The organism is Roseburia intestinalis L1-82, from assembly GCF_900537995.1.
Lineage (GTDB): Bacteria > Bacillota > Clostridia > Lachnospirales > Lachnospiraceae > Roseburia > Roseburia intestinalis.
In genome coordinates this window covers 352,043-373,914 of the sequence record NZ_LR027880.1, presented here as the reverse complement: position 1 = coordinate 373,914, position 21,872 = coordinate 352,043, and the positions used below count along the sequence as shown (strand labels likewise).

The 21,872-nt window shown below is 36.7% G+C and carries 23 protein-coding genes; 5 read left to right on the top strand and 18 right to left on the bottom strand.

What is annotated here, in order from left to right; genetic code table 11:
* Window positions 1-115 precede the first annotated feature (115 nt).
* The 5 genes from RIL182_RS01860 to RIL182_RS01840 all read right to left on the bottom strand — a co-directional run bounded on the left by RIL182_RS01860 (window position 116) and on the right by RIL182_RS01840 (window position 5,898).
* Complete coding sequence (locus RIL182_RS01860; RefSeq protein ID WP_006858883.1) at window positions 116-484, bottom strand: PBECR4 domain-containing protein; 369 nt, start codon at window positions 482-484, stop codon at window positions 116-118.
* A 608-nt stretch (window positions 485-1,092) separates the two neighbouring features.
* Window positions 1,093-2,061: a response regulator gene (locus tag RIL182_RS01855; protein ID WP_006858884.1), complete on the bottom strand. Its 969-nt coding sequence runs from the start codon at window positions 2,059-2,061 to the stop codon at window positions 1,093-1,095.
* Window positions 2,058-4,373 carry a sensor histidine kinase gene (locus RIL182_RS01850; protein ID WP_006858885.1) on the bottom strand — a complete coding sequence of 772 codons (2,316 nt, stop codon included), beginning with the start codon at window positions 4,371-4,373 and terminating at the stop codon, window positions 2,058-2,060. The genes RIL182_RS01855 and RIL182_RS01850 overlap by 4 nt, the downstream gene beginning before the upstream one ends.
* Window positions 4,339-5,574, bottom strand: a complete 1,236-nt coding sequence (locus RIL182_RS01845; RefSeq protein ID WP_006858886.1) for a DNA cytosine methyltransferase — start codon at window positions 5,572-5,574, stop codon at window positions 4,339-4,341. The genes RIL182_RS01850 and RIL182_RS01845 overlap by 35 nt, the downstream gene beginning before the upstream one ends.
* 18 nt (window positions 5,575-5,592) lie before the next feature.
* Window positions 5,593-5,898: a hypothetical protein gene (locus tag RIL182_RS01840; protein WP_006858887.1), complete on the bottom strand. Its 306-nt coding sequence runs from the start codon at window positions 5,896-5,898 to the stop codon at window positions 5,593-5,595.
* Window positions 5,899-6,312: 414 nt separating this feature from the next.
* Here RIL182_RS01840 and RIL182_RS01835 point away from each other — a divergent pair, with 414 nt between their 5' ends.
* Entirely contained in the window at window positions 6,313-7,623 is a 1,311-nt protein-coding gene (locus RIL182_RS01835) for an IS4 family transposase (protein WP_006858888.1), read from the top strand.
* 159 nt (window positions 7,624-7,782) lie between these two features.
* Here the strand turns inward: RIL182_RS01835 and RIL182_RS01830 are convergent, their stop codons facing one another.
* The 3 genes from RIL182_RS01830 to RIL182_RS01820 form a co-directional block, all read right to left on the bottom strand.
* The gene (locus RIL182_RS01830; protein WP_006858889.1) at window positions 7,783-8,058 is read right to left on the bottom strand and encodes a hypothetical protein; all 276 of its coding nucleotides are present in this window, start codon (window positions 8,056-8,058) and stop codon (window positions 7,783-7,785) included.
* A 131-nt stretch (window positions 8,059-8,189) separates the two neighbouring features.
* Entirely contained in the window at window positions 8,190-9,917 is a 1,728-nt protein-coding gene (locus tag RIL182_RS01825) for an IS1634 family transposase (RefSeq protein WP_055195878.1), read from the bottom strand.
* Window positions 9,918-10,033: 116 nt separating this feature from the next.
* Complete coding sequence (locus RIL182_RS01820) at window positions 10,034-10,303, bottom strand: hypothetical protein (RefSeq protein ID WP_006859767.1); 270 nt, start codon at window positions 10,301-10,303, stop codon at window positions 10,034-10,036.
* A gap of 46 nt (window positions 10,304-10,349) precedes the next feature.
* On the opposite strand from RIL182_RS01820, the gene RIL182_RS21070 reads away from it, so the two are divergent.
* On the top strand, window positions 10,350-10,523 hold the full coding sequence (locus RIL182_RS21070) for a hypothetical protein (protein WP_006855274.1): 174 nt from the start codon (window positions 10,350-10,352) through the stop codon (window positions 10,521-10,523).
* Window positions 10,524-10,537: 14 nt separating this feature from the next.
* Window positions 10,538-12,217, top strand: coding sequence for an IS66 family transposase (locus tag RIL182_RS01815; protein WP_134522998.1), 1,680 nt, complete (start codon window positions 10,538-10,540; stop codon window positions 12,215-12,217).
* A gap of 101 nt (window positions 12,218-12,318) precedes the next feature.
* Here RIL182_RS01815 and RIL182_RS01810 read toward each other — a convergent pair whose 3' ends face one another.
* From RIL182_RS01810 to RIL182_RS21545, 10 genes are all read right to left on the bottom strand, one after another.
* Window positions 12,319-13,779, bottom strand: coding sequence for a hypothetical protein (locus tag RIL182_RS01810; RefSeq protein WP_006855279.1), 1,461 nt, complete (start codon window positions 13,777-13,779; stop codon window positions 12,319-12,321).
* Between the two features lie 31 nt (window positions 13,780-13,810).
* Window positions 13,811-14,107: a type II toxin-antitoxin system RelE/ParE family toxin gene (locus RIL182_RS01805; RefSeq protein ID WP_006855280.1), complete on the bottom strand. Its 297-nt coding sequence runs from the start codon at window positions 14,105-14,107 to the stop codon at window positions 13,811-13,813.
* A gap of 3 nt (window positions 14,108-14,110) precedes the next feature.
* Window positions 14,111-14,359 (bottom strand): type II toxin-antitoxin system prevent-host-death family antitoxin, encoded by a 249-nt coding sequence (locus RIL182_RS01800; RefSeq protein WP_044998442.1) that lies wholly within the window; start codon window positions 14,357-14,359, stop codon window positions 14,111-14,113.
* Between the two features lie 228 nt (window positions 14,360-14,587).
* The gene (locus RIL182_RS01795) at window positions 14,588-14,974 is read right to left on the bottom strand and encodes a winged helix-turn-helix domain-containing protein (protein WP_006855282.1); all 387 of its coding nucleotides are present in this window, start codon (window positions 14,972-14,974) and stop codon (window positions 14,588-14,590) included.
* Window positions 14,975-15,682: 708 nt separating this feature from the next.
* Complete coding sequence (gene gdhA / locus RIL182_RS01780) at window positions 15,683-17,041, bottom strand: NADP-specific glutamate dehydrogenase (RefSeq protein ID WP_006855284.1); 1,359 nt, start codon at window positions 17,039-17,041, stop codon at window positions 15,683-15,685.
* A 258-nt stretch (window positions 17,042-17,299) separates the two neighbouring features.
* Window positions 17,300-18,838 (bottom strand): fibronectin type III domain-containing protein, encoded by a 1,539-nt coding sequence (locus tag RIL182_RS01775; protein ID WP_242655438.1) that lies wholly within the window; start codon window positions 18,836-18,838, stop codon window positions 17,300-17,302.
* Between the two features lie 119 nt (window positions 18,839-18,957).
* Window positions 18,958-19,221, bottom strand: coding sequence for a DUF4321 domain-containing protein (locus tag RIL182_RS01770; protein WP_006855286.1), 264 nt, complete (start codon window positions 19,219-19,221; stop codon window positions 18,958-18,960).
* Between the two features lie 157 nt (window positions 19,222-19,378).
* Window positions 19,379-19,915 carry a sugar ABC transporter permease gene (locus tag RIL182_RS01765; protein WP_006855287.1) on the bottom strand — a complete coding sequence of 179 codons (537 nt, stop codon included), beginning with the start codon at window positions 19,913-19,915 and terminating at the stop codon, window positions 19,379-19,381.
* A 200-nt stretch (window positions 19,916-20,115) separates the two neighbouring features.
* Complete coding sequence (locus tag RIL182_RS21550; RefSeq protein WP_134522994.1) at window positions 20,116-20,493, bottom strand: ABC transporter permease subunit; 378 nt, start codon at window positions 20,491-20,493, stop codon at window positions 20,116-20,118.
* A 127-nt stretch (window positions 20,494-20,620) separates the two neighbouring features.
* Window positions 20,621-20,899, bottom strand: a complete 279-nt coding sequence (locus RIL182_RS21545; RefSeq protein WP_006855289.1) for a hypothetical protein — start codon at window positions 20,897-20,899, stop codon at window positions 20,621-20,623.
* 203 nt (window positions 20,900-21,102) lie between these two features.
* Between RIL182_RS21545 and RIL182_RS01750 the strand changes: the two genes are divergently transcribed.
* Window positions 21,103-21,480: an SdpI family protein gene (locus RIL182_RS01750; RefSeq protein ID WP_006855290.1), complete on the top strand. Its 378-nt coding sequence runs from the start codon at window positions 21,103-21,105 to the stop codon at window positions 21,478-21,480.
* 27 nt (window positions 21,481-21,507) lie between these two features.
* Window positions 21,508-21,693, top strand: a complete 186-nt coding sequence (locus RIL182_RS01745) for a hypothetical protein (RefSeq protein ID WP_006855291.1) — start codon at window positions 21,508-21,510, stop codon at window positions 21,691-21,693.
* Window positions 21,694-21,872: the final 179 nt, after the last annotated feature.

Genomic DNA, 21,872 nt, shown 5'->3' with positions numbered 1-21,872 from the left:
ACGCCCCTTGTATTTACAGGGATTGTGGCACTTTTTTAACTAATCAACTGTCAAAGATGAGATTATACTACCATTTCGGGGGTTGGACAACAAGGGAGTTATAACCTTACTATTTTCATTCCTCATCCACTAAAATCATTTCAAATATTTCATCACTTACCCTAAGTTTATGCATACTCTGGTTCTTCGCCAGATATGGTAACACCATTAATTTCTGTTGCACTTTTCCTTTATTATCAATTTCGAAATCATACTCAGAAAGTTTTGATTCCAGGCAAGCCGCATAAAATTGTTGTGCAGACAATCTTGTTTTCACACCAGTCATATGTAAAAAGTTCATATCCCGAAATCCTACATTTACTGTCTTTATATCTTTCCTTTCCCGATATATGATTAGAAACTGTTTATCATTCAGTTTTTCTTCGTATTGCTTTACAGCTTCTATCATAATCTTTAAAGCTGCTTTCTTGTCATACTTTGCCATCCATACCCCATTAACTTGAAAAAGGCTGCCCTTTCGGACAACCTTTTCTCTTTTCTTTTAATGCTGATTTTCTGTTGTCTGCCAACCGTCCGCCTCTCCATGTGCGGCTTAACTGTGGAGTTTTTCTGTTGCTCCCCAACCTGCCAGCCTACGAACTGGCTAAAATGTCAGATTTTTAAGGTGTCAGCGCACCCAGACAGATTTATCTGTCTGGGTACTATTATTATATGAACACCGTCTTTTTATGTCAAACAAAGCAATTTCTTTTCTGAAAATTTTGTGCATAATTACAACATCTGCACTAGCTACCCCTAATACAAATAAAACCCCCGTATACTACCGTTTCCAGCAATATACGGGGACATTTCTCAATCGTTATTTAACTGTAATCGGGACTTATCTGCTAATTGATTAGCAAACACCCTGAGCTAACATAGCAGCTTCTAAGGTGTCCGCAGATTTGCAGGGGTTTTGAGGTCGGTTGTATATCACGTGTATAGAGTGATTGTCTGACAATTTCGATGAATGAATATTTATACTATATATCAACTCACATTCACGGCATTTCTTCATTGCCTGTATCAATTATATGCTTCTCTAAAAATATCTCAGATTTGATTAAATGAGTTTTCCACAAGATTAATTACTTGTTGATATTCATTTAGACTTGCTCTCATTTGTCTAAATAAGTCTTCAGTAAAAATAAGTGGAGTTTTATCTATCTCACCAATAAAAACTTCTCTATCTGCATGCTCATTACTACGCATTGCATGTCCCAATGCATTTCTATACTTAATAATTTCATTATAATATACTTCTGCAAATTTGTTATATTTTTTGTCTATTACCAAGCCATACTCATCAACTAAAATTTTTATTACCCTTCCAACCAAGCGAGCCTTTTTATATGAATCCAAAAAATAGTCTGGTGCACTAATAATTGCCTTTAATGCTTCTGGATTACTTTCAATTTCATCTATCTTTCTTATATACTCGTTTTTTGCCGGCACTATGAGTTTATTTTTGGTATATTCATTCAAACTCTTAATTTGAGCCTGTGAAAACTTATTAGCTGTAAGAACTAGTATATTTTGCATTTGATTTTCAAAACCACTAACATTATCCAATACCACTCCTCGCAAATTAACAATATCCTGCATTCGTCTAACCACTTTGTCTACTACTTTTTGTAGCTTAGGAAATAATTCTTCTCTTTTTCTATCCGAAAAATAAATCCCATCAACAGGTTCAATATTCATTCCTTTTTCATCAATATTATAAAGCGCCTTAACCATTTTATTATAATTGCCAGAATAGAATACTACATCTGTATAAATATCAAATTGACGCAATTTCTTTATTAATATATTACCCATGGTTCCCCTAAGTTCATAATCCATAAGAATTAAATCATACTCTTTTTTTAATTCTTCTTCAGCATCTCCCTCGTCACCTTTTTTCCAAGTAATAATGGGTACAAGATTATGACTTTCTATTATCCTTTTCATACTTCTTTCTGAAGAAGGTCTCCAACCCATTTCGTCTTCAAACCATAAAACTTTAAAGTTTACATTCATCTTTTGATCCTCACTATTAATTCAAAGCCTACTTGACATTGTTGATTTATCTCAACATGTCCATTCATGTCTTCAACCAGTAATTTAACATGATTTAGTCCAATTCCATTTCCTCCTTGCACTTTGGTAGTTGTCATTCCCAAATCAAAAATCGAATAAGGGTCTTCTATCAATGGATCCAAACCTCTACCATTGTCAGAAAAATTAATACAGATGCCATTCTCTTCATTGGAAAACTTAATATGCAATATAGATGCAGCGGCCTTTTTTGCATTACTTACAATATTATCAACAATTATACCTACAGACGAAACATCAAATATGCACAAATATTTTTCGTTCGTATCTGAATCAAATTGTATATCTATGCCCTTATATTTTGACATTCCTACATACTGAATGATAAAATCTCTAATATCATTTTCTTCTTCTGTTGACTTTAAATTAAAATTGCCCTTAATAGCATATTCTGAGACCTTATTAATTTTCTGTATATTAATCATAATCTCCGATATATACTGTTGCACTTCTTCATCATCTGCATGCTTTCTGCGGAGAGCATCCATTAAGTCAAGCATACTTCCCTTTGCCCCTTCAGAATATGTTAAACTTAAATGCATCCCACTCAATAAAAATTTCTCGTTCTTATTCACAGCCTGCTCTAAAAAATAATTTTGCTGTTTTCTCAAATTTATTTCTTTATGTGCGGCTTCCAACTTATCTTGTGTATTCTCTAATTCAACGTCTGTTTCTCTTTTTTGTTGTAATATTTTATATGTATCACGCTTTACTTTATCTGCCAACTCTGACAACACTTCATTTTCTGTTTTGTTCGCAATGCTAATAAGCTTCTGTACAGAAGCTTCTATACCGTCAGACTTCTTTTCATTCATCTTCTCTATAAGAGATTTATTATACTCAAATGAAATCAATTCTTTTCTTTTAGCACTACTATAACCAGCAAATTGTTCTAGGATCTTATCTCCTACATCTCTGGGTAAGAGTCCCTGCTCTACCCCTTGTTCATAATCTTTTTTTTCTGGGTCTCCCCAATCTATTACATCAACAACATACTTTTCCAATGTTCTAAGAACTCTTCTTGTAAAAAAGTCATAAAATTTATTCACGGTATCATTTAGAACAAAACCACCATCCCGACTTGTGGTTTCCATAAACTCGTCATTTTCACCTAATATTAATATTCTTCCTATAATATCTCGTGTTCCTAGGTAACGATTTCGTCCCTGGCTTTTTCTCCTATCTATATAAAACAAATCTTCTCCCGGTTCACCATAAGGGTATATTCTAAAACCATTCTTATATACCATTACAGACCCATAGTTAACAGGAGTTATTCCCATAACAAGCGAAAAATTATATTTTGCACTTCTGTTTAGATAAAGTAATTTAAACTTGATATTTTTTAATTCAATATATTTATAATTTTTTTCCTCAAACTTGAAAATGAACTCTCCTCTATCCCATAGTTCAGTTTTTATAGTCTGGCCATCTTCCGAAATTTCCACTTCTATATTAGTTGTTTTTAATCCTAATTTTTCAATGATATCATTTTTTATTTTTCCATTTACCTTTTCATTATCTCTCTTCACTCCACGATCTGCGTTCAATTCGCTTGCGACGCTTAAATAAATTTCAAATATATCATCAGCCAAATCATTTTCAGGATTAATTAATTTCATTAATGCCCGTTTTAATGCAAGAAAATCTGCTCTCTTCCATGGTTCTCTCAATTCGCAAATTTCAAGTACCGTTCCCTGCTCAAATCCATCTGATTGTTCCGTAAAATAAGGAACCTTTACTTCCTTTATTTCACGTTCATCATTAATTTCAAATTTACTCCAATCTATACATAAACAATTAATATTTTCATCGTCTTTTGTTTTTGATTTTAAATTTACCTTTGCTCCCAAACGGTCACACGAAAATCTTCCTACCCCTTTTGCTCCCGCTGTCTCCCTTTTAAAATGTTCTCTATAATCTTTTTTGTCTGTATTTTTATTTAAAACCTCTTTTCTATTTTCTTTCTTTTTTTCTGAATAGGCAATAAAAAGCCATTTATCCCTTATGTCAGGCAAATCCATTCCTTTACCATCATCTTTAATGATCAGCTTAGAATTTAATGTATTTACATTTTCAAATATAATATCTACTCGCTTAGCCCCTGCATCATATGCATTCTTTACCAGTTCAAATACTGCTATGTATTTATCATTTATTAAATCTTTACCAATAATGCTTTTTAATGCCGTACTAACTCTAAATTGTAGATTTTTCCGATTCTGTAATTCCATTTTTCATCATCTCCATTAAAGCATTTCCTATTTGTTCTGCAAATAAAGGTGGAACGGCATTTCCAACTTGTGTACAACGAGGTACTTCTATTTTTCTTAACTGACCACCCGTAGTATATTTTCCTTTAAATTGAAAGCTATCTGGAAAACTTTGTATTCGCGCCGATTCTCGCACAGTCAATATTCTAGGTTCACAATAATGAACAAAATCATCCGGATGCGCTGTAACAGTTGGTGCCGCTTTACTTTCATCTAAAACCGTAACCCCCCGTTTTCTTAAGTTTTTAATCAAATTATCTTTTGGAGTTACCCGCTTTAACTTGGGACACTTTTGTAGCATTTCCTCATTCATCCGCTTAGTTTCTTCAGAATGTTTAGCAAATCTATGACTATCTGCTACGCATCCTTCCATATTATCCAAGCCTTTTCTCATCAGTTTTTGATAATTACTTTGTATCTCTCCATAAACGCCAGACACATAATTCTTAAAATCCGGCGTCGGTAATGTTCCATTTTCTTTTAACAAATCCCCAATGGCCTCTCCCACTGATACCTTTTCATTTAGCCCCTTCTTTTTCAAAAAATCTTTTTTTCTCTTATAAAGTATATCAAAAAACATTTCTGTTTTTCCTTGTAAAACACCAACCATAATATAACGCTTTCTGGTCTGCGGTACTCCAAATTCCGAGATATCTATCATTTTACCCTCTACACTATATCCCAGTTTTTCCAATTTTTCCTTCAAAATCACTGAGTAAGGAACACCCTTTTTTTCATTTTCGTCTTTGAAACCAATTGTAAATCCCTGAACATTTTCAAAAACTAAAAATTTAGGTTTCACAATACTTATAAATTCTATATATGAATCGCTCAGTGTGTTTCGAATATCATTCTTCTTACGCTGTCCCGCCATAGAGAAGCCTTGGCATGGTGGTCCTCCAACAACCAAAGTAACAGTTCCGGCAAGTTTTTCCAACTCACTTCTGTATTTACTAATTACCTCATTTATATCGTGTTCTGTTTGTGGTAGCCATTCATTCCAACCAAAATGTTGCGTTGTATCAATCAAATTATATTTCAATGTTTCAAAGGCATCTTTACTTTTTTCAATAGCAAATAGGCCTTTCCATCCTGCATTATGCAATCCAAGAGAAAGACCTCCACAACCAGCAAATATATCAATATAACTAAATTGACTCATCCTCAGTACCCACCATCCTCATTTTAATATTCCAACATACTGTGCATACAAACACATATTTGAATAAACTACTATAGGAACCTCTGTTGATAATATCAGCACGCAATTCCATTTACCTAAATTAACCACTCGCATTTTATCCAAATAGGGAAATAACCATTTTTGGTTCCCTTTAAAATCACTTAAAAATAAATTCAATTCAATATTCGTCAAACGAATCTTATCAATTATCTCTATCTCCATCGTTTTTTTATCATGACAATTTTTTAGAAAAACTTGCAATTCATTATAATTACGGACATTCGACGTCATATATGCATACATCTCTTTAACTCCTTTTCATATACATTATAGTATATCCATAATTATAGAATTCTTTCCAACTTATAATGCACTCCAAATAACTCATAGATAAAAAAATTCAATAGCTTAATATATTCTCTAATATTGGCAATATTCCTTATATATACATCATTATACCTCTATTTCTATATAGCATTCAACAAGTATTTCAAGCTGTTCCTTATACTAAACTTAGTTCGTTACTGTTCAGACCCAATGTCACTTAGTTAAGCTTATTGGTTCACTATGAGGCAAACCTCTAACAAAAATTTATAAATTATAGTTGACACATCAATCAAAATGTGCGGCCGCTCTCGTTGCTGATATATTTTTAAGGTAACGAGAGCGGTCCTTGAATTAGAACTATATTTCATTCTGATTCAAGGAGGTTTACCTATGACATTTCCTGAAATTGTCAAAACTACACTTTGGGACATTATTGATGAGATGTCCCACTCACTTTCTTCTTTTGTAAAAAATCCAGATAAGGATTTTATCCGCAAACGCAAACTTGATTTTAAGAAAATGATGCATCTGATCATTTCCATGGAAAGCGGAAGCCTAAATCATGAACTTCTCAAATTTTTTGAGTATGATTCCTCAGTTCCTACTGGCTCTGCTTTTTATCAACAACGTTCCAAACTTTCCGTTTCTGCATTCCGTCACCTTCTCAAGGAATTTAACCTTAAATTCCCCTTAGAAAAATTTCGCGGAAAATACTATCTTATTGCGTGTGATGGTTCTGAATTTAACATTGCCAGAAATCTTAAAGATGCAGATACTTTCCACGAACCAAATGGTAAATCGGTATCCGGTTTTAATATGGTTCATACCATCTCTTTATATGAGGTATGTTCTAAGCGGTACCTTGATTTAGAAGTCCAGCCTGGGCGTCTTAAAAATGAGTTTCAGGCTATCTGCAATCTTATGGATCGGTATGCCTATGGGGCTTCCCCCATTTTCATTGCTGACAGGGGATTTTCCAGTTACAACGTTTTTGCCCATGCAATCGAAAATAATGTTGATTTTTTAATTCGTGCTAAGGATTTGAATGTACAGCGTTTTCTTGGCGGCGGGACTCTTCCTGACAAACTGGATACAACCATAGAGCTGATTCTGACCAGAACACAATCCAAAAAGAAACATAAACATCCCGAAAAAGAATCACAATACCGCTATATTGGTAAAAACATAGCTTTCGACTATCTTAATCCAGCTGATATTTCCGATGAATATCTGCTGAAACTAAGAATCGTCCGCGTTGAAGTATCCGATGGGGTTTTTGAAAATATTATCACTACACTTTCCGAAGAAGACTTTACACCGGACGATATAAAATACTGTTACAATCTCCGCTGGGGCATCGAAACTTCTTTTCGCGACCTAAAGCATACCATTGGAGCTACTAATTTACACTCTAAAAAAACAGAGTATGTTGCATTTGAACTGTGGAGCAAGCTCATTTTGTACAATTTCTGTTCCATAATTATTTTACATGTACCAGTAAAAAGCAGGAATCGCAAATATGAGTACCAAGTCAACTTTTCTCTCGCAATGAAAATCTGTTTTGATTTTCTAAGAGGAGTCGCACCACCAAATGTAGAAAGCCTGATAAGTAAGTATATCCTACCTATCAGGCCCGATAGGAACTATGCCCGACAGCATAGAGTCCAAAAACCAATCAGCTTCTCTTACCGATTTGTATAACATAGAGTAACTGACAATTCTAGTATACACTAATTTTAAGGCAGATGAAAGTCTGTCTTAAAGTCGTGCCTGATATTTATATGATCTTTTTTGAATGAAGATTGTTTTACTCTTTTTTTGTTTACCACATCCTTTTCACGCTAGATGCACACAAATCCATTAATTTGTAAAAAGCTTAACTAAGTGACATTGGTTCAGACCATTGTAAAAACTGACGAAATTTAAAAAAATATATTTGTGGATAAACTCAAGCAGGAGGGGAAGTCTCGTTAACGACTTCCGAATCCTGCTTTTTCTTTTGAAATTATAAACAGTACCTGCATGTTTTCCTGCTTTTACATGGCTGGAATACGGATTTCCACTCCTGCTTCTTTCATTTTTCTGCCGGTTATCCACCGTCATTCTGCCAGTCCTGTAATTCGTCCGATTTCCCATTCGTCCCTGTTTCTGCTATACTTATCCTATACTCTCATCTTTGACAGTTGATTAGTTAAAAAAGTGCCACAATCCCTGTAAATACAAGGGGCGTGGCACTTTTATCTGCATACACGAAATATAGTAATGTTTTATCTCCGCTTACTTTTTTTCTGAATTCCTTTCATTTTCCGTTTTGTTATGAATTGATAGTCCGTTCTGAATCCGCAGGTTTCATGGAGATCATCAGTGATTTCCTGACGTTCATATACCGGCATGAAGCCCTGTTCTTCTATATCCGTAAATTTTATGTCTTTTAAAGTGTGAAGTAATTGTTCTGTGGTATAAGTCCCTTTCAAGGAGCGGTTTAATAACCGGAAATGTAACAGAGCAAGAAAGCAGGTGAGGAAATGAGCTTTAATCCGATCTTCACGGTTTAAGTAAACGGGTCTGGCTTCAAAGTCTGTTTTCATAGTTCTGAAACAGTCTTCAATCTGCCATCTTCCTTCACTGACTTTTAAGATATCTGCAACGTCATCATCAAGCAGGTCTGTACATACCGCATAAAGTCCGTCATACATTTCTTCTTCAGCAATCTTATCCGTATCGAGATAATAGTGGATCTTAGCTTTTTCTCCTTCGTTGGTTACAGCTACCTTATTTACAAATCTTGCAGGATCATTTGGATTTTTACGCTGTTTTTTTAGAGAGCCATTTGCAACCATTTTTTCTGCCCGACAGATCTGCTCCGCACGGATGGCTTTCTGATAAGCGGCATATTTAGGGGAGTAGGTTATGATTAATTTTTGATCCAGTTTTTTTGTTGTCAATGGTTCGTCTTTATAATAAAGCTGGTTCTTGTCATCATCTGTCAGTTTTGTGAGATCAACAGGTTTATCATCTGAGAGACGTTTGAAGCCAGTTTTCTTTAAAGCCCATGCCCGATCTTCAGCAGGCAGCTTTTTGATGGACTGAGTGACAATAAATGCCCTCTGTCCCATGTGATTAAGAACACGGTTATCCTCAGAAGCAAGTCCGGCGTCACTACAATAGATAAACTTATCACAGCCGAATTGTTGGAGAATCTTTGTTTCTAAAGGTTTTAAGGATTTCTGCTCATTTTGGTTTCCAGGAAAGAGTGAGAAAGCCAAAGGTATTCCGTCACCATCTGTAAAGAGTCCCATTTGAATAATGGGATTCGGACGGTGCTCTTTGCTTTTTCCGTATTTTTTATCTCCATCTTCCTGTTCGATTTCAAAGTAGTAGTTTGTGCAATCATAATAAAGGATCCGATCCATTCTGTCACCAAGAAAAAAGCTGTTTTTATAAACTTCTGATTGAATAAAATCCATTTCAGAAGCAAGAACAGAAAGAGCTCGGTAAACATCATGAAGTTCATAAGTTGGAGGCTCAAGGAACTGTTTTGCTGCTCGAAAGGAAGAACTTTTGCTGGAAGGTTCCAGAACCCTTGTATAAATTAAATCAGATAAAATAGCATTAAGATCATACTCGAATTTATGTCGGCTTTTGATTTTTCGGCAGACAGAATCGAGCTTAAGTCCATAGTAAATAGACTGAAGAAAAAGATATCCGCCAGAAAAAAGTTTCTGCTTATTATAGTCCATGAGTCTGTTGGAATGAAATGGAATCATGACAGTAGCATCCTCTTTTTCACTTTTATATTTCAGTGTTTCAAGACGAGCCTGTTCATTTGCCCATTCAACAACTCCGTCACGATCCGTGTGGAGCTGTGCCGATAATTCAGCTAACGTACCTAATTTTCGGATGGTTTTGGAAGTACTTTTCCCATTGGCATTTGTATAGGACTGAGTGATGTAAAAGGACTCAGAATTTTTTGATTTTGATGTTGTTATACGCACAATAATCACCTCTGTCACTATTATACCACATATCACCAAATATTACTATATAATAAAAATAAAAATTTGACAAAAAAATAAGCCTATTTCAAGGCTTTGTGGTACTTTTTTGGATTTCAATGTGTCAAACTCCCGTGACATTGGTTCAGACCATTGTAAAAACTGACGAAATTTAAAAAAATATATTTGTGGATAAACTCAAGCAGGAGGGGAAGTCTCGTTAACGACTTCCGAATCCTGCTTTTTCTTTTGAAATTATAAACAGTACCTGCATGTTTTCCTGCTTTTACATGGCTGGAATACGGATTTCCACTCCTGCTTCTTTCATTTTTCTGCCGGTTATCCACCGTCATTCTGCCAGTCCCGTAATTCGTCCGATTTCCCATTCGTCCCTGTTTCTGCTATACTTATCCTATACTTAAGGAGGCACAAATGAACGCAGATGATAAAAGCAAACTCAAAGCATATGAAGAACTTATAGGCAGTCTTGAGCATACAAACGGTCTACAGCACAGGGTCATCGAAACCCAGTCCTCATTGATCAAATCCCTTGAGGAACATAATGCAGAATTAGAAAAAATCATTGATGATCTGACAAACATTTAAGGAAAGGACGCGGCATGGGGATGGGGAATTCTTTTGAAACCATTACAGTACTTCAATACAGGCTGAAAGCAGCACAGGAAGAACTTGCAGTCTTTCAATCGGGAGAAAAATATATCCGAATGGAAAAACAGCACCTTACACAGGTGCGTGCCCTGGAACGCAGAATTGCAAAACTGGAAGCAGCTGTAGCAAAAGAACACAGCCATGCCATTACGATTCGGAATCAATGGTTTGAGATTTTTGAACAGCTGCAAAAAGAATGCGACCGTATGGTCGCCGAAGCAGTAAAAAAGGCGGATATGATGGAAAAAAGGGCCATCCGTGCAGAAAAACAGCGCGACACCGCCCTTGAAAAAGTAACTTCCCAGAGACGGGAACTTTACAAAGTAAAGACAGAGCTTGATGATGAAAAACAAAAAGTACAGAAACTGACGGCACAGATTAACCGGAACTATGAAAACTCATCCATCCCGTCTTCAAAATCTATCGCCCGCAAAAAAATATCCAACAGCCGCGAAAAAACAGGAAGGAAACCCGGTGGACAGCCAGGACACAGGGGGCACTGCAGAAAGAAACTCACCCCGACAAGGGAAATCTATCTTCCGGCACCCGAAGAAGTACTCCATGACCCTGACTTTAAGAAAACATCGAAAACCATTACAAAGCAGAAAATCGACATCAGCGTAGAAGTGCATGTGACCGAGTATCATGCCGATGTGTACTATAATTCCAAAACAGGTGAACGGATCCATGCACCATTTCCACAGGGAGTCATTGATGACGTTAACTATGGAGGAAATTTACGTGCTTTCCTGTTTCTGCTGAATAATGACTGCTGTACATCAATTGATAAAAGCCGCAGGTTTTTGTCTGATCTGACAGATGGAAAAATAAACATATCAAAAGGCATGATCAATAATCTCTGCCGGTCATTTGCCCCAAAAACAGAATCCCAGCGTAAAGAGATTTTCTGCGATATGCTGCTTTCCCCTGTCATGCATACAGACTGTACCAATGCCTGTGTAAACGGGGAAAGTTCGTATGTATTTGTATGTGCGGTTCCGGATGGCGGTGTGCTCTATTTTGCCAGGGGCAAAAAGGGACACGATGGAATAAAGGGCACGGTCGTTGAAGACTATCAGGGGACACTGGTCCACGATCATGATGTAACCTTTTATAAGTATGGAACCGGCCACCAGGAATGCCTTGCACATGTACTGCGTTATCTGAAAGACAGCATGGACAACGAAAAGGACCGTACCTGGAACAGGCAGATGCATTCCCTGATACAGGAAATGATCCATTACCGGAATGGTTTATCTGAATCAGAAGAGCCAGATCCGCAGACCGTCTCCGAATTTGAAGAACGTTATAAAACAATCCTGTCCATAGCTGGGGATGAATACGACTATGAGCCGCCTGGGAAATACTACCGTGATGGATACAACCTGTACAAAAGGATGAAAAAGTATAAGAAAGATCATCTTCTTTTCCTCCATAATAAGAATGTACCTGCCACGAATAACGAAGCCGAACGGCTGCTGAGAAAATATAAAAGAAAACAGGCGCAGGCTGTGTCATTCCGGAGTCCGTCAAGCATCGACCATCTCTGTAAATGCATGAGCATGCTGGTTTTGATGCGCAGAAAAGAGCAGACCAATCTGTTCCGCGAGATTGCAGAAATATTTGCATAAGAAAACCGATGGTTTTGACTACGATTAGTCTATACCATCGGTTCTTTTGTTACAAGTTTACCTCTGAACAGTAACCTTAGTTCAATCTCTCATCCCACTCTTTATTGTCTAATCAACACGCAGACATGATACAAAACAGTATCACAACCATTTCTATTATGTACAGTTTTCATTACTCGGATATCTGAGTATGGAAAATTCTCAACCCTAAAACTATCATCAGCTGAAAGTAACGGATAAAGATACTGATGTTCTTTTATGTGCTTGAAATATTTCTCACAAAACTTACTAAAATTGGATACACTAACATATGACAATATTATGTTAAACATATTTCCAACAGTATCGTATCTGTAGATTTTGTCTATATGCCTATCCAAGTAATGGGTATTAAGACTATCCAAATTTAATGCTTCGATTATAGTTACAGGCGAACCATCTTCTTCAATTAAAATATCAACTTCTCCAGCACATTTTTCAGTAGACGATATTCCTCTTCTGGTTTGATCTATCACATCATACTTCGCCATTTTTAGTAAATCTCTTACAAAGTCATTTCTTTGATTTTCTGATATTGCAAAATATGTAGAATTTGACTGCAATTTGACACATGCTGACAATAAATCATGTAATATTGTTACTTTACTATTCTCTCTTCTTTCTCTTCCCCTTTCCTTTATTACATTTTCTAAATTATCCCATATTGAATTAAATTCATTTTCAATGTTCTGTTCTTTCTTTTTCAACTCCAGATAATGCTTTTTATTAGCATCATCCTTTTCAAAGGAACTAAAATATTGTCTTTTCCATTGTCCAATCCTCTTCAAATCCTTTTTTATTCTAGAGTCGAAAATGTCATCTTTAACTTCCTTATACGATTGCACCTCCCGAAGTACCTTTCGAATAGCTACACATTGTTTTGAATTTTCCTTCTCTGCCTCGTTTTCCAGCTTCTCATATAAACAATAATATTCCTCAATTTTTCTATACTTTTCTAATTGCCCTTCAATATTTACACACTTTTTTCTATATTCCGCTATCTCCTCAACCATAGCCTTTATCATCACATAAATATCCGTACTTTGTCCTACAGGTATTACCTTATATCTATTTCCAATTAAGTCATACAAAAACAAACACGGAATTTCTTTCTCCAATATATTATAATTCATAGCAAATTCTGTAATTGTCTGTGAATGTCTTTGTTTCCAATCAATTTTATTATAGCCACCATATTGAAATTCAAATGAACCGTTATTATCCTCTACACCCCTTCCATTCAACAACTCGATAAATGGACACATTACTCCTTCATAGGGTTCTTTCCCTGGTATATGAAAAAAAGATGCTCTTTTTCTAGCTTTAGGTGTTGAAAATACGAATAAAATCTTATCACCTGTTAAATCATTCAACGATGCCCAATCTTTTTCTAATTTTTCATAAAGATCTTGTGCATCAGAATACCTTGCAATTAAGGATATAATCAAGAAATATCCTTTTCTTTTTGCTTTCGGAATACATCTTTGAAAATATTCACTTAACCCTATATACGTAACTTGCATAAGCTGTTCCCTTTATCATTTTAACTCTTATCTAAAATATCTTCGTAATATCCTGATACCGATTCACAACCCGGTAAACCCCCACATACTCTTTTCCAATCTTATCCAGCACAACATAATTCCCGCAAATCACATATTTATAATCCGTCCGGAAGCTGACCCTCTTAGCAAGATCAGCTCTCATATACGGAAATTGCTGTATATTCTCAATTCGAGCATATATCTCCTGAATGGTCTTTACTGCCATTTCTTCATTGTCTTCCTCAATATACTCTTTAATGTTCTTCAAGTCCTCTGCCACAATAGGGTTAATCCGCAATTTCATCATAGGCTATACCCCGACAGATTTCTTCAGTTCATCCAAACTCATCCAGGCACTTTCATCCTTAACGGCTTCTTCTGCTTCCTGTAGCTTCATCAACAGCTTTTTCTCCGCCTTTTCACGCTCATAGTCCTCAATATCCATAACCACAAACTTGCCTCTGCCATTTTTCGTCAAAAACACGGGTTCTCCAACCTGACAATTTTTCAACACTTCATTATAATTTCTTAAATCTGATACAGGTAATATATTCGGCACAAAATCAACTTCCTTTCCTTGATATAGCTTCTTCATTTACATATATATTATACGCAAGAAAGCTGTAAAATTCAACGTGGAATTTTACAGCTTTCTATTTTAATATTATACCCTTATCCGTAAAATGACCGTAAAGTGAACTTTTTTACGTAATGGAGATTTAAAATCCGCATAAAGTTCTATTCTTATCAATGCATTCCACATTAGCAACACTACTAAAAACAGATATTACAAACTCTCTGCTATACCTGCACATTTTAGCTTTTCATTTAATTTATATCCAACACCCCAAACCGTCTGTATGTAGATTGGCTTGCTTGGATTATCCTCTATCTTTTCCCGTATATTGCGAATATGGCTCATAACAATGTTGTAATCACCGAAATATGGCTCTTTCCAAACGCTATTATATATCTGCTCTTTGCTGAATACTATTCCAGCATTTTGAGCCAACAACAATAAAATTTCAAATTCTGTATATGTAAGTTCAATCTCATTTCCGTCACGAACCACAATCCGCTTAAACTTGTCAATACAAAGTCCTTCAAAATGAAGTTTTTCTTTACAGAAGTCATCATGTTTCAGAACTTCTATTTCTTCATTAGCATATGACAAAAGACGATTGAAAATATGCTCTTCTCCATCCTCAAATGATAGAATTAAAATCTTCCCAAATGATCACCCCATTTCACATCCTGTACAAGCCAATTATTTTTATGCAAATTGTTTTGTCTTATAAGATACCAATCCTTTTACCAAACACCCTATGGCAAAACAAATATTTATTCCCAGTACAATATACCATATCTCATATATGTCATTTACAATTCCCGTCATGACAAGAAAAATCGGCATAGAATCTACTATAAGCCAAATGATTCCCCCGAAAAACATCCTTATCAATACAGGAAGTCCCCAACATACAGCCGCAATAATTACTGCAAGGGAACGTACACCCATAAGACTTTAGAAGAACTTCTTACAGAAGTGAACAAGATATAAAACAATAAATCAAGACTGATTGCTGGATACACTTATGATATTTCTTTTATTTAACGTCACACTTATGTTCAGCCTAAATCATCTTGAAAAGCAAAGGATGAAATGCTTCCAAAAGCATTCAAAATCAGTAAAAACGAGTGTATACCACCTGTATATCACTTGTGTATCACGTGTATATAACGACCTCAAAACAACGTAAATTATCTTCTATTTATGAATATTCTGACAATTCTTTTGTCATTTCAGTACATAAAGAAAAGCCCCAGAAATTCAACATTTCCAGGACTTCTCAATATCTTATATTATCTTAGAAATTCTCGATTAGCATACACCCTGAGCTAACATTGCATCTACAACCTTCTCAAATCCGGCAATATTTGCACCGGCAACATAGTCAGTCTGTCCACCAACAGTTGCATTGTATCTCTTTGCAGCGTCAGAAATGTTAGCATAGATCGTCTCCATGATTCCTTTGAGTTTTCCATCAACTTCTTCGAATGTCCAGGAAAGTCTCTCGGAGTTCTGGCTCATCTCAAGTGCAGATGTAGCAACACCACCGGCATTGGCAGCTTTACCACCTACGAATAATACACCGTTCTCCTGCAAGTATTTGGTAGCTTCCAGTGTTGTAGGCATGTTAGCACCCTCTGTTACGGAAGTAACACCGTTTGCAACTAACATCTTAGCATCCTCAAGGTCTAACTCGTTCTGTGTAGCACATGGAAGAGCTAAATCTACTTTGTACTGCCATACACCGTGCTCACCATTCTGTTTTGCATGATACTCTGCAGATGATTTTGCAGCTGCGTACTCTGTCAGACGTGCACGTTTTACTTCTTTTACTTCTTTTAATAATGCAACATCGATTCCTTCCGGATCATAGATCCAGCCTGTAGAATCAGAACATGTTACAACTTTAACGCCTAACTGCTGTGCTTTCTCGATTGCGTAGATAGCTACGTTACCAGATCCGGAAACTGCGGCTGTCTTGCCTTCAAGACTCATGCCGTGATCTTTCCATAATGCGTTTGTCAGGTATAACAGACCATATCCGGTAGCCTGTGTACGGGCAAGAGATCCACCATAAGTAAGTCCTTTTCCTGTAAGAACTCCCTCGAAGGAACCACGGATTCTCTTATACTGACCGAACATGAAACCGATCTCTCTTGCACCTGTTCCGATATCTCCGGCAGGTACGTCAACATCTGCTCCGATGTATTTTGACAGCTCTGTCATAAAGCTCTGGCAGAATGCCATGATCTCTCTGTCTGATTTGCCCTTAGGATCGAAATCAGAACCACCTTTACCACCACCGATTGGAAGTGTCGTAAGTGAGTTTTTGAAAATCTGCTCAAATCCTAAGAATTTGATGATACCAAGGTTTACAGACGGATGAAGTCTTAAGCCGCCCTTGTACGGTCCGATCGCATTGTTAAACTGTACACGGAATCCTCTGTTTACCTGTACCTGTCCATTGTCGTCTACCCATGGAACGCGGAACATGATCTGACGATCCGGCTCTGTAATTCTCTCTAAGATTGCATTCTTTCTGTATAACTCTTCATTTGCATCAATAACAGGTCTTAAGGAATCAAGAACCTCTGTTACTGCCTGTAAAAATTCAGGCTGATCTGCATTTTTTTTCTTTACTACTTCGAGTACTTCATCAACGTATCCCATTTTACAATCTCTCCTTACTTAATTTAGTATATACTCCATACAATGTGCTTTACACTGCATGCTCCTAACGGTTCTCCCGCTGGTTTCGTTTTGACACACTTATTTTATTATAAAATGAATCCATGTGCAATATTTTTTTCTTTATTTCACTAAATTATTAAAGTTTCACAGTGTAACAAGCCATTTTTTGCAGGATTTCAGGTTCAATTATTCATTTTCCACAAAAAATTTTATATCATCTAAGTATCGTTTTCTTGTCTATTTTTTTGTTATTACGGTTTTTACGTCACTGTAAGCGCCTTTTATATTCTTTCCACAGGATTTTTTATAGGAACAGATTCTGACATAATATTTTTTACCGGCTTTCAGCTTTCCAATCTTCTTCGATGTCGTCCTGTTACTTGAAACTGTTGTGCTTTTCACATTCTTCTCAAAACGTTTATCGGTAGAATATTGTATGATATAGCCGGTCGCCTTCTTATCCTGTTTCCACTTTAACGCAAAACTGCCCTTTGCAGTCGATTTCAGCGAACCCGTTTTTGCTTTTACCGGCTTTACCGTCAACGTGATCGTCTTTTCAGCCGCCTTATAATTACCACTTGCAGCTACACGGATCTTAATTTTTGTCTCTCCGTAATTTTTAAGTGTAACTACACCTTTTTTACTTACAGCGGCGATTTTTTCGTCCGCAACCTTATACGTCATCTTCCCTTTTCCATTCGTTTTCGCATTGATGGAAAATGTTGTGGTGCTGAAGGTTTTTGTGATGTTTTTCGCCGTGATCTTCGATTCTTTCTGCTTTTCATCTGACTCCGCTGAACTGTTTACAGAAAAGAATTTCACTGTATAAGATACTTTCTGGTCAAGTCCTGTAATTTTTACTTCAAATGTATCTCCCGGCTGATAACTCAGATTTTCCGGACGGAAAATAATGCATCCTTTCTGTCCATAATTACTGTTTTCCACGTTAAAATAGCCATCGGCTTTCTTTTCTGAAAAAGCCCATTTTTTCTGATCCGACTGCCTTATGAGAGTCACTTTTACAGCAGATTTGTCCACATCTTTCCCCATGCTGATGCTCCATGGATAACTGCTGCCAAAAAACTCTACCGGCATATTCTGGGCCGGCCATGCCACACCATAATAATCCGTCGGTTCATACCAGTTGTCAAATGCATACATCGCCGCATAAGTTCCATGTGATCCATATACCCAGCCAAATCCTGTTTTTTCCATCGGCGGATTTAAAATCCATCTTCTGTGTCCGACGCGGTCTATATTGTAATCATCACCATCATTCATCCATGCTTTTACCAGATGATACCCGAGTCCGCATTTCCAGCTTGCATAAGAAAGATTGCCACTGGATGCACCGGACGCCCCCAGTTGATAAAGGCGGTCGTCCATTCCTGCCGGTTTTGATGGAAAATGTGATAAGGTTCCATTTGCTGAGTTAACCAAAGCTGCCGCCTGTTCCATTTTGGTATAAGAAGAATCAAGCCCCACTGCGTCAATTCCTGCAATATAACGGATCGCATTCATGGTATTTAATGCTGATTTCTGACTGCTCTCACTGATCGTACCCGCCTGATACGGCTTTACATCCGATGCCTTCTTACTGTAGGTCGTCTCTGCGTCAATATTTACCTTTTTACTTTTCAGGTAATCCTTAATTTCCTTCTGGCTGTGATAATTGACATTGATCCCCGTACTGGTGGCTGCATAACAGTTGACGGAACCAATGCAGAATATAACGACTGCCAGCATCACTGCATTCTTTAATAATAATTTTTTCACCCGAATTCCCCCCTTGTGATATTTTTTATTACTATAACACAGTCCGTTTTGATGAACAATCATCTGGCATTAAAAAATGCAGGCGCCCCATCTGCACCTGCATTTTAAACTTTTATTTTTTATAAAAACCGATAAATAATAATTGCGATTAATACACCAATAATGCTTGCGATCGTAATCTTGATACTGAGTCCGAATGTAATGACCAGGATTCCAAGATCCAGCACGATTGGATTTGCAAATCCAAATGTCTGCCCATAATTCAGCCAGCTTAAAAATGGCACTCCCGCTGCAAGGCTTCCGATAAAACCTCCAAGTACGATCCCTGCCAGCAATAGTAAAAACAATGCCCAGTTATTTTTTCCCGCGATTCCCTTACTCATACCGTTCCTCCGTCTTCTTTCGTAAACATCCTGTCACAGGCACTTTCTTCCGAAAAGTCTTGTCATCCCTTAAACTGCTAAGGAAATGTCATTGCAATGCCTGCGCCCATTTTAACATGAAAAAACGGATTCAACAATAACTGATTGTAAACCGTATCTAACCTTTTACCGCTCCCTGCGCCATGCCGTTCACCATATTTTTTACAAGAAAGAAATATAGGATAACGATTGGAACTGCAATAAAAACACTTCCGGCTGCGAATCTTGCAAACTCCGTTTCATCTAAGCTCATCAGTCCAACTGCAACGGTGTAAAGATCCTTTTCTTTCAGCAGAAGTTTCGGTAAAATAAAATCGCTCCACGGCCATGTAAAAGATGGCAACGCCGTATATACAATGATCGGTTTTGATAATGGCAGATTAATCCTTGTAAACACCTGAAAATTTGTTGCACCGTCGATCCTTGCCGCCTCATCAATTGCTTTTGGGATCGTATCAAAAAAACCCTTCTGTGTCAGATACCCCATCGGTGCACCTGCAGCATAAATCAAGATTAAGCCCCACAAATGATTGATCAGGTTAAACTGCGTCATCAGAAGATAAACTGCGATCATTCCCATAAAAGATGGAAACATTCCAAGTACCATCGTGATTTTCATCATTGGTTTTCTGGCTGCAAATGTAAATCTTGACATTGTATATGCAGTTAAAATCACAAGAAATGTCCCTAATATACAGCTTCCCGCTGCCACAAAAAGTGTATTAAAAAACCATCTCGGATAGTTATAAAGTGTCGTATCAGTAAAAAGCTTCTGAAAACTTGCAAAACTATATTCTTTTGGGAAAAAACCGTTAAATGAATAAATGGTTCCCGATTTTGAAAACGATGCCAGGATCAGCCAGAGACACGGGAAAAAAACACAAATGCTACGGCGGTGAGAATCAGATATGTTATGCCTGTATCCATCATTCTGCCGAATTTCCACTTTTTACTCATTGAAATGTGTCCTCCTCTCAGGAAATAAAAAATACCAAAGTTATTGAAATTTCCGATAAACTGTCCAAGTAAAACCGGCATCGTGGAAAACAGCATAAAAGGCATTGTCAGTTTTTCGAACTGTTTCCATCTGCCTGCCCCGTCGATCTTTGCAGCTTCATATAAAGAAACATCCCTGTTAGAAAGATTTCCAGTTGCAAGTAACATGATGGATGGAACGCTGATCCAGCAATTCACAAAAAGTCCGATCAGCCTTGCACTCCATTTCGCATCCAAATCCAGAAATCCAATGGCACTTTTCCCACAGGCTGCAATAAGCTGGATTAACCGGCCCTCCAGAATGCTTTTCCTTTTACACAGTCTTTATCCAGTAATAATGCCAGACCAAGTCCGGCAAAATAATTCAATGCTGTTGAGGTGGTACAATATCCCCGCCATAATTTGTAAATGCGATCAGGATCATAAATACAATCGGTAAAATGTTAAATACACATACCCCCAGTACCGGCAGTGCCAGCACAAGTATGTAAAATTTCTTATCAAGGAGCTGTCCGATTTCCTCCCGGAAAGTCAACCGGTGTTTCCCCTGTTCCATACGTTTTTGCATGGAACATACATCTTTCAGATTTAACCGATACAGCATAATAAAAACGCCAAACACGATCCATGCAAAAATTCCCATTCTTTCGGTTTTACAAAAGCTAACTGCCAAATCCAACTTTTAAATCAATTCGTTTTGCTCATCTCTCTAGAAAATATAATTTATTTTTGAAAGGAACTTTTTATGGAAAGCAAATCACGGACATTAGTTTGTATATAGTACTTTTTATCAACATGTGTTAGACTACTGTTATACAAATTGATGCGTGAAGAGAGGTGCGGTTTATGTGGTTTTGGTGGTTTATGTTAATATGTGATCTGATAATTCCTATTGCTATGGTCATTTGTGGAAGAATGATGTGGAAACATTGTCCAAAACATATGAATAGTATGTCAGGCTACAGAACAACTCGCTCAATGAAAAATATGGATACATGGAAATTTGCGAATGACTACTGCGGAAGACTTTGGTGGAAAATTGGATGGATAATGATTATACCATCTGCTTTGATACATATTCCGTTATATCATAGTGATAAGAATACGATTGGATTTGCAGGGTTGATTCTTGTGACAATTCAATGCTTTATTATGATTGTATCAATTTATCCGACAGAGAAAGCTTTAAAAAAACATTTTAATGATGATGGAATACGTAGATAACTATAATTTGACGAGAAGGTGATTTACATGAAAAAGAGTATATCAAGGATTATCGGTTTGATCATGCTGATTATAGCCATTGTATTTATAATGTTTGCATTGAATCATCCAGAAATGAGTTTTCCATGGAACAATACTATTACATGGTTGATGTATGGTGTATATTTTCTTGTGACAGTAGTGTTGCTTATTGCACCTAAAATGAAGAAGTGAGAAATTCCAGTTTGTTAATTACAGGTGACATTGAAAGAGTCAGCCCATTCAAGGTGCTGGCTCTTTCAAAAATTCCATTCTAATAAATTGCACGACAACCTAGAGTAAAAATGAATACCCATTAGTAAGAAATGAATAGAAAATGAATAAAAGTGTGGTGTTTCGTATAATTATGAGTT

What these genes read in the sequence shown, in the direction of transcription:
- RIL182_RS01860 (WP_006858883.1), bottom strand. Translation starts at nt 484, where the DNA reads ATGGCAAAGTATGACAAGAAAGCAGCTTTAAAGATTATGATAGAAGCT.
- RIL182_RS01855 (WP_006858884.1), bottom strand. Translation starts at nt 2,061, where the DNA reads ATGAATGTAAACTTTAAAGTTTTATGGTTTGAAGACGAAATGGGTTGG.
- RIL182_RS01850 (WP_006858885.1), bottom strand. Translation starts at nt 4,373, where the DNA reads ATGGAATTACAGAATCGGAAAAATCTACAATTTAGAGTTAGTACGGCA.
- RIL182_RS01845 (WP_006858886.1), bottom strand. Translation starts at nt 5,574, where the DNA reads ATGAGTCAATTTAGTTATATTGATATATTTGCTGGTTGTGGAGGTCTT.
- RIL182_RS01840 (WP_006858887.1), bottom strand. Translation starts at nt 5,898, where the DNA reads ATGTATGCATATATGACGTCGAATGTCCGTAATTATAATGAATTGCAA.
- RIL182_RS01835 (WP_006858888.1), top strand. Translation starts at nt 6,313, where the DNA reads ATGACATTTCCTGAAATTGTCAAAACTACACTTTGGGACATTATTGAT.
- RIL182_RS01830 (WP_006858889.1), bottom strand. Translation starts at nt 8,058, where the DNA reads ATGGGAAATCGGACGAATTACAGGACTGGCAGAATGACGGTGGATAAC.
- RIL182_RS01820 (WP_006859767.1), bottom strand. Translation starts at nt 10,303, where the DNA reads ATGGGAAATCGGACGAATTACGGGACTGGCAGAATGACGGTGGATAAC.
- RIL182_RS21070 (WP_006855274.1), top strand. Translation starts at nt 10,350, where the DNA reads ATGAACGCAGATGATAAAAGCAAACTCAAAGCATATGAAGAACTTATA.
- RIL182_RS01815 (WP_134522998.1), top strand. Translation starts at nt 10,538, where the DNA reads ATGGGGATGGGGAATTCTTTTGAAACCATTACAGTACTTCAATACAGG.
- RIL182_RS01810 (WP_006855279.1), bottom strand. Translation starts at nt 13,779, where the DNA reads ATGCAAGTTACGTATATAGGGTTAAGTGAATATTTTCAAAGATGTATT.
- RIL182_RS01805 (WP_006855280.1), bottom strand. Translation starts at nt 14,107, where the DNA reads ATGATGAAATTGCGGATTAACCCTATTGTGGCAGAGGACTTGAAGAAC.
- gdhA (WP_006855284.1), bottom strand. Translation starts at nt 17,041, where the DNA reads ATGGGATACGTTGATGAAGTACTCGAAGTAGTAAAGAAAAAAAATGCA.
- RIL182_RS01770 (WP_006855286.1), bottom strand. Translation starts at nt 19,221, where the DNA reads ATGAGTAAGGGAATCGCGGGAAAAAATAACTGGGCATTGTTTTTACTA.
- RIL182_RS01765 (WP_006855287.1), bottom strand. Translation starts at nt 19,915, where the DNA reads ATGTCAAGATTTACATTTGCAGCCAGAAAACCAATGATGAAAATCACG.
- RIL182_RS21545 (WP_006855289.1), bottom strand. Translation starts at nt 20,899, where the DNA reads ATGGGAATTTTTGCATGGATCGTGTTTGGCGTTTTTATTATGCTGTAT.
- RIL182_RS01750 (WP_006855290.1), top strand. Translation starts at nt 21,103, where the DNA reads ATGTGGTTTTGGTGGTTTATGTTAATATGTGATCTGATAATTCCTATT.
- RIL182_RS01745 (WP_006855291.1), top strand. Translation starts at nt 21,508, where the DNA reads ATGAAAAAGAGTATATCAAGGATTATCGGTTTGATCATGCTGATTATA.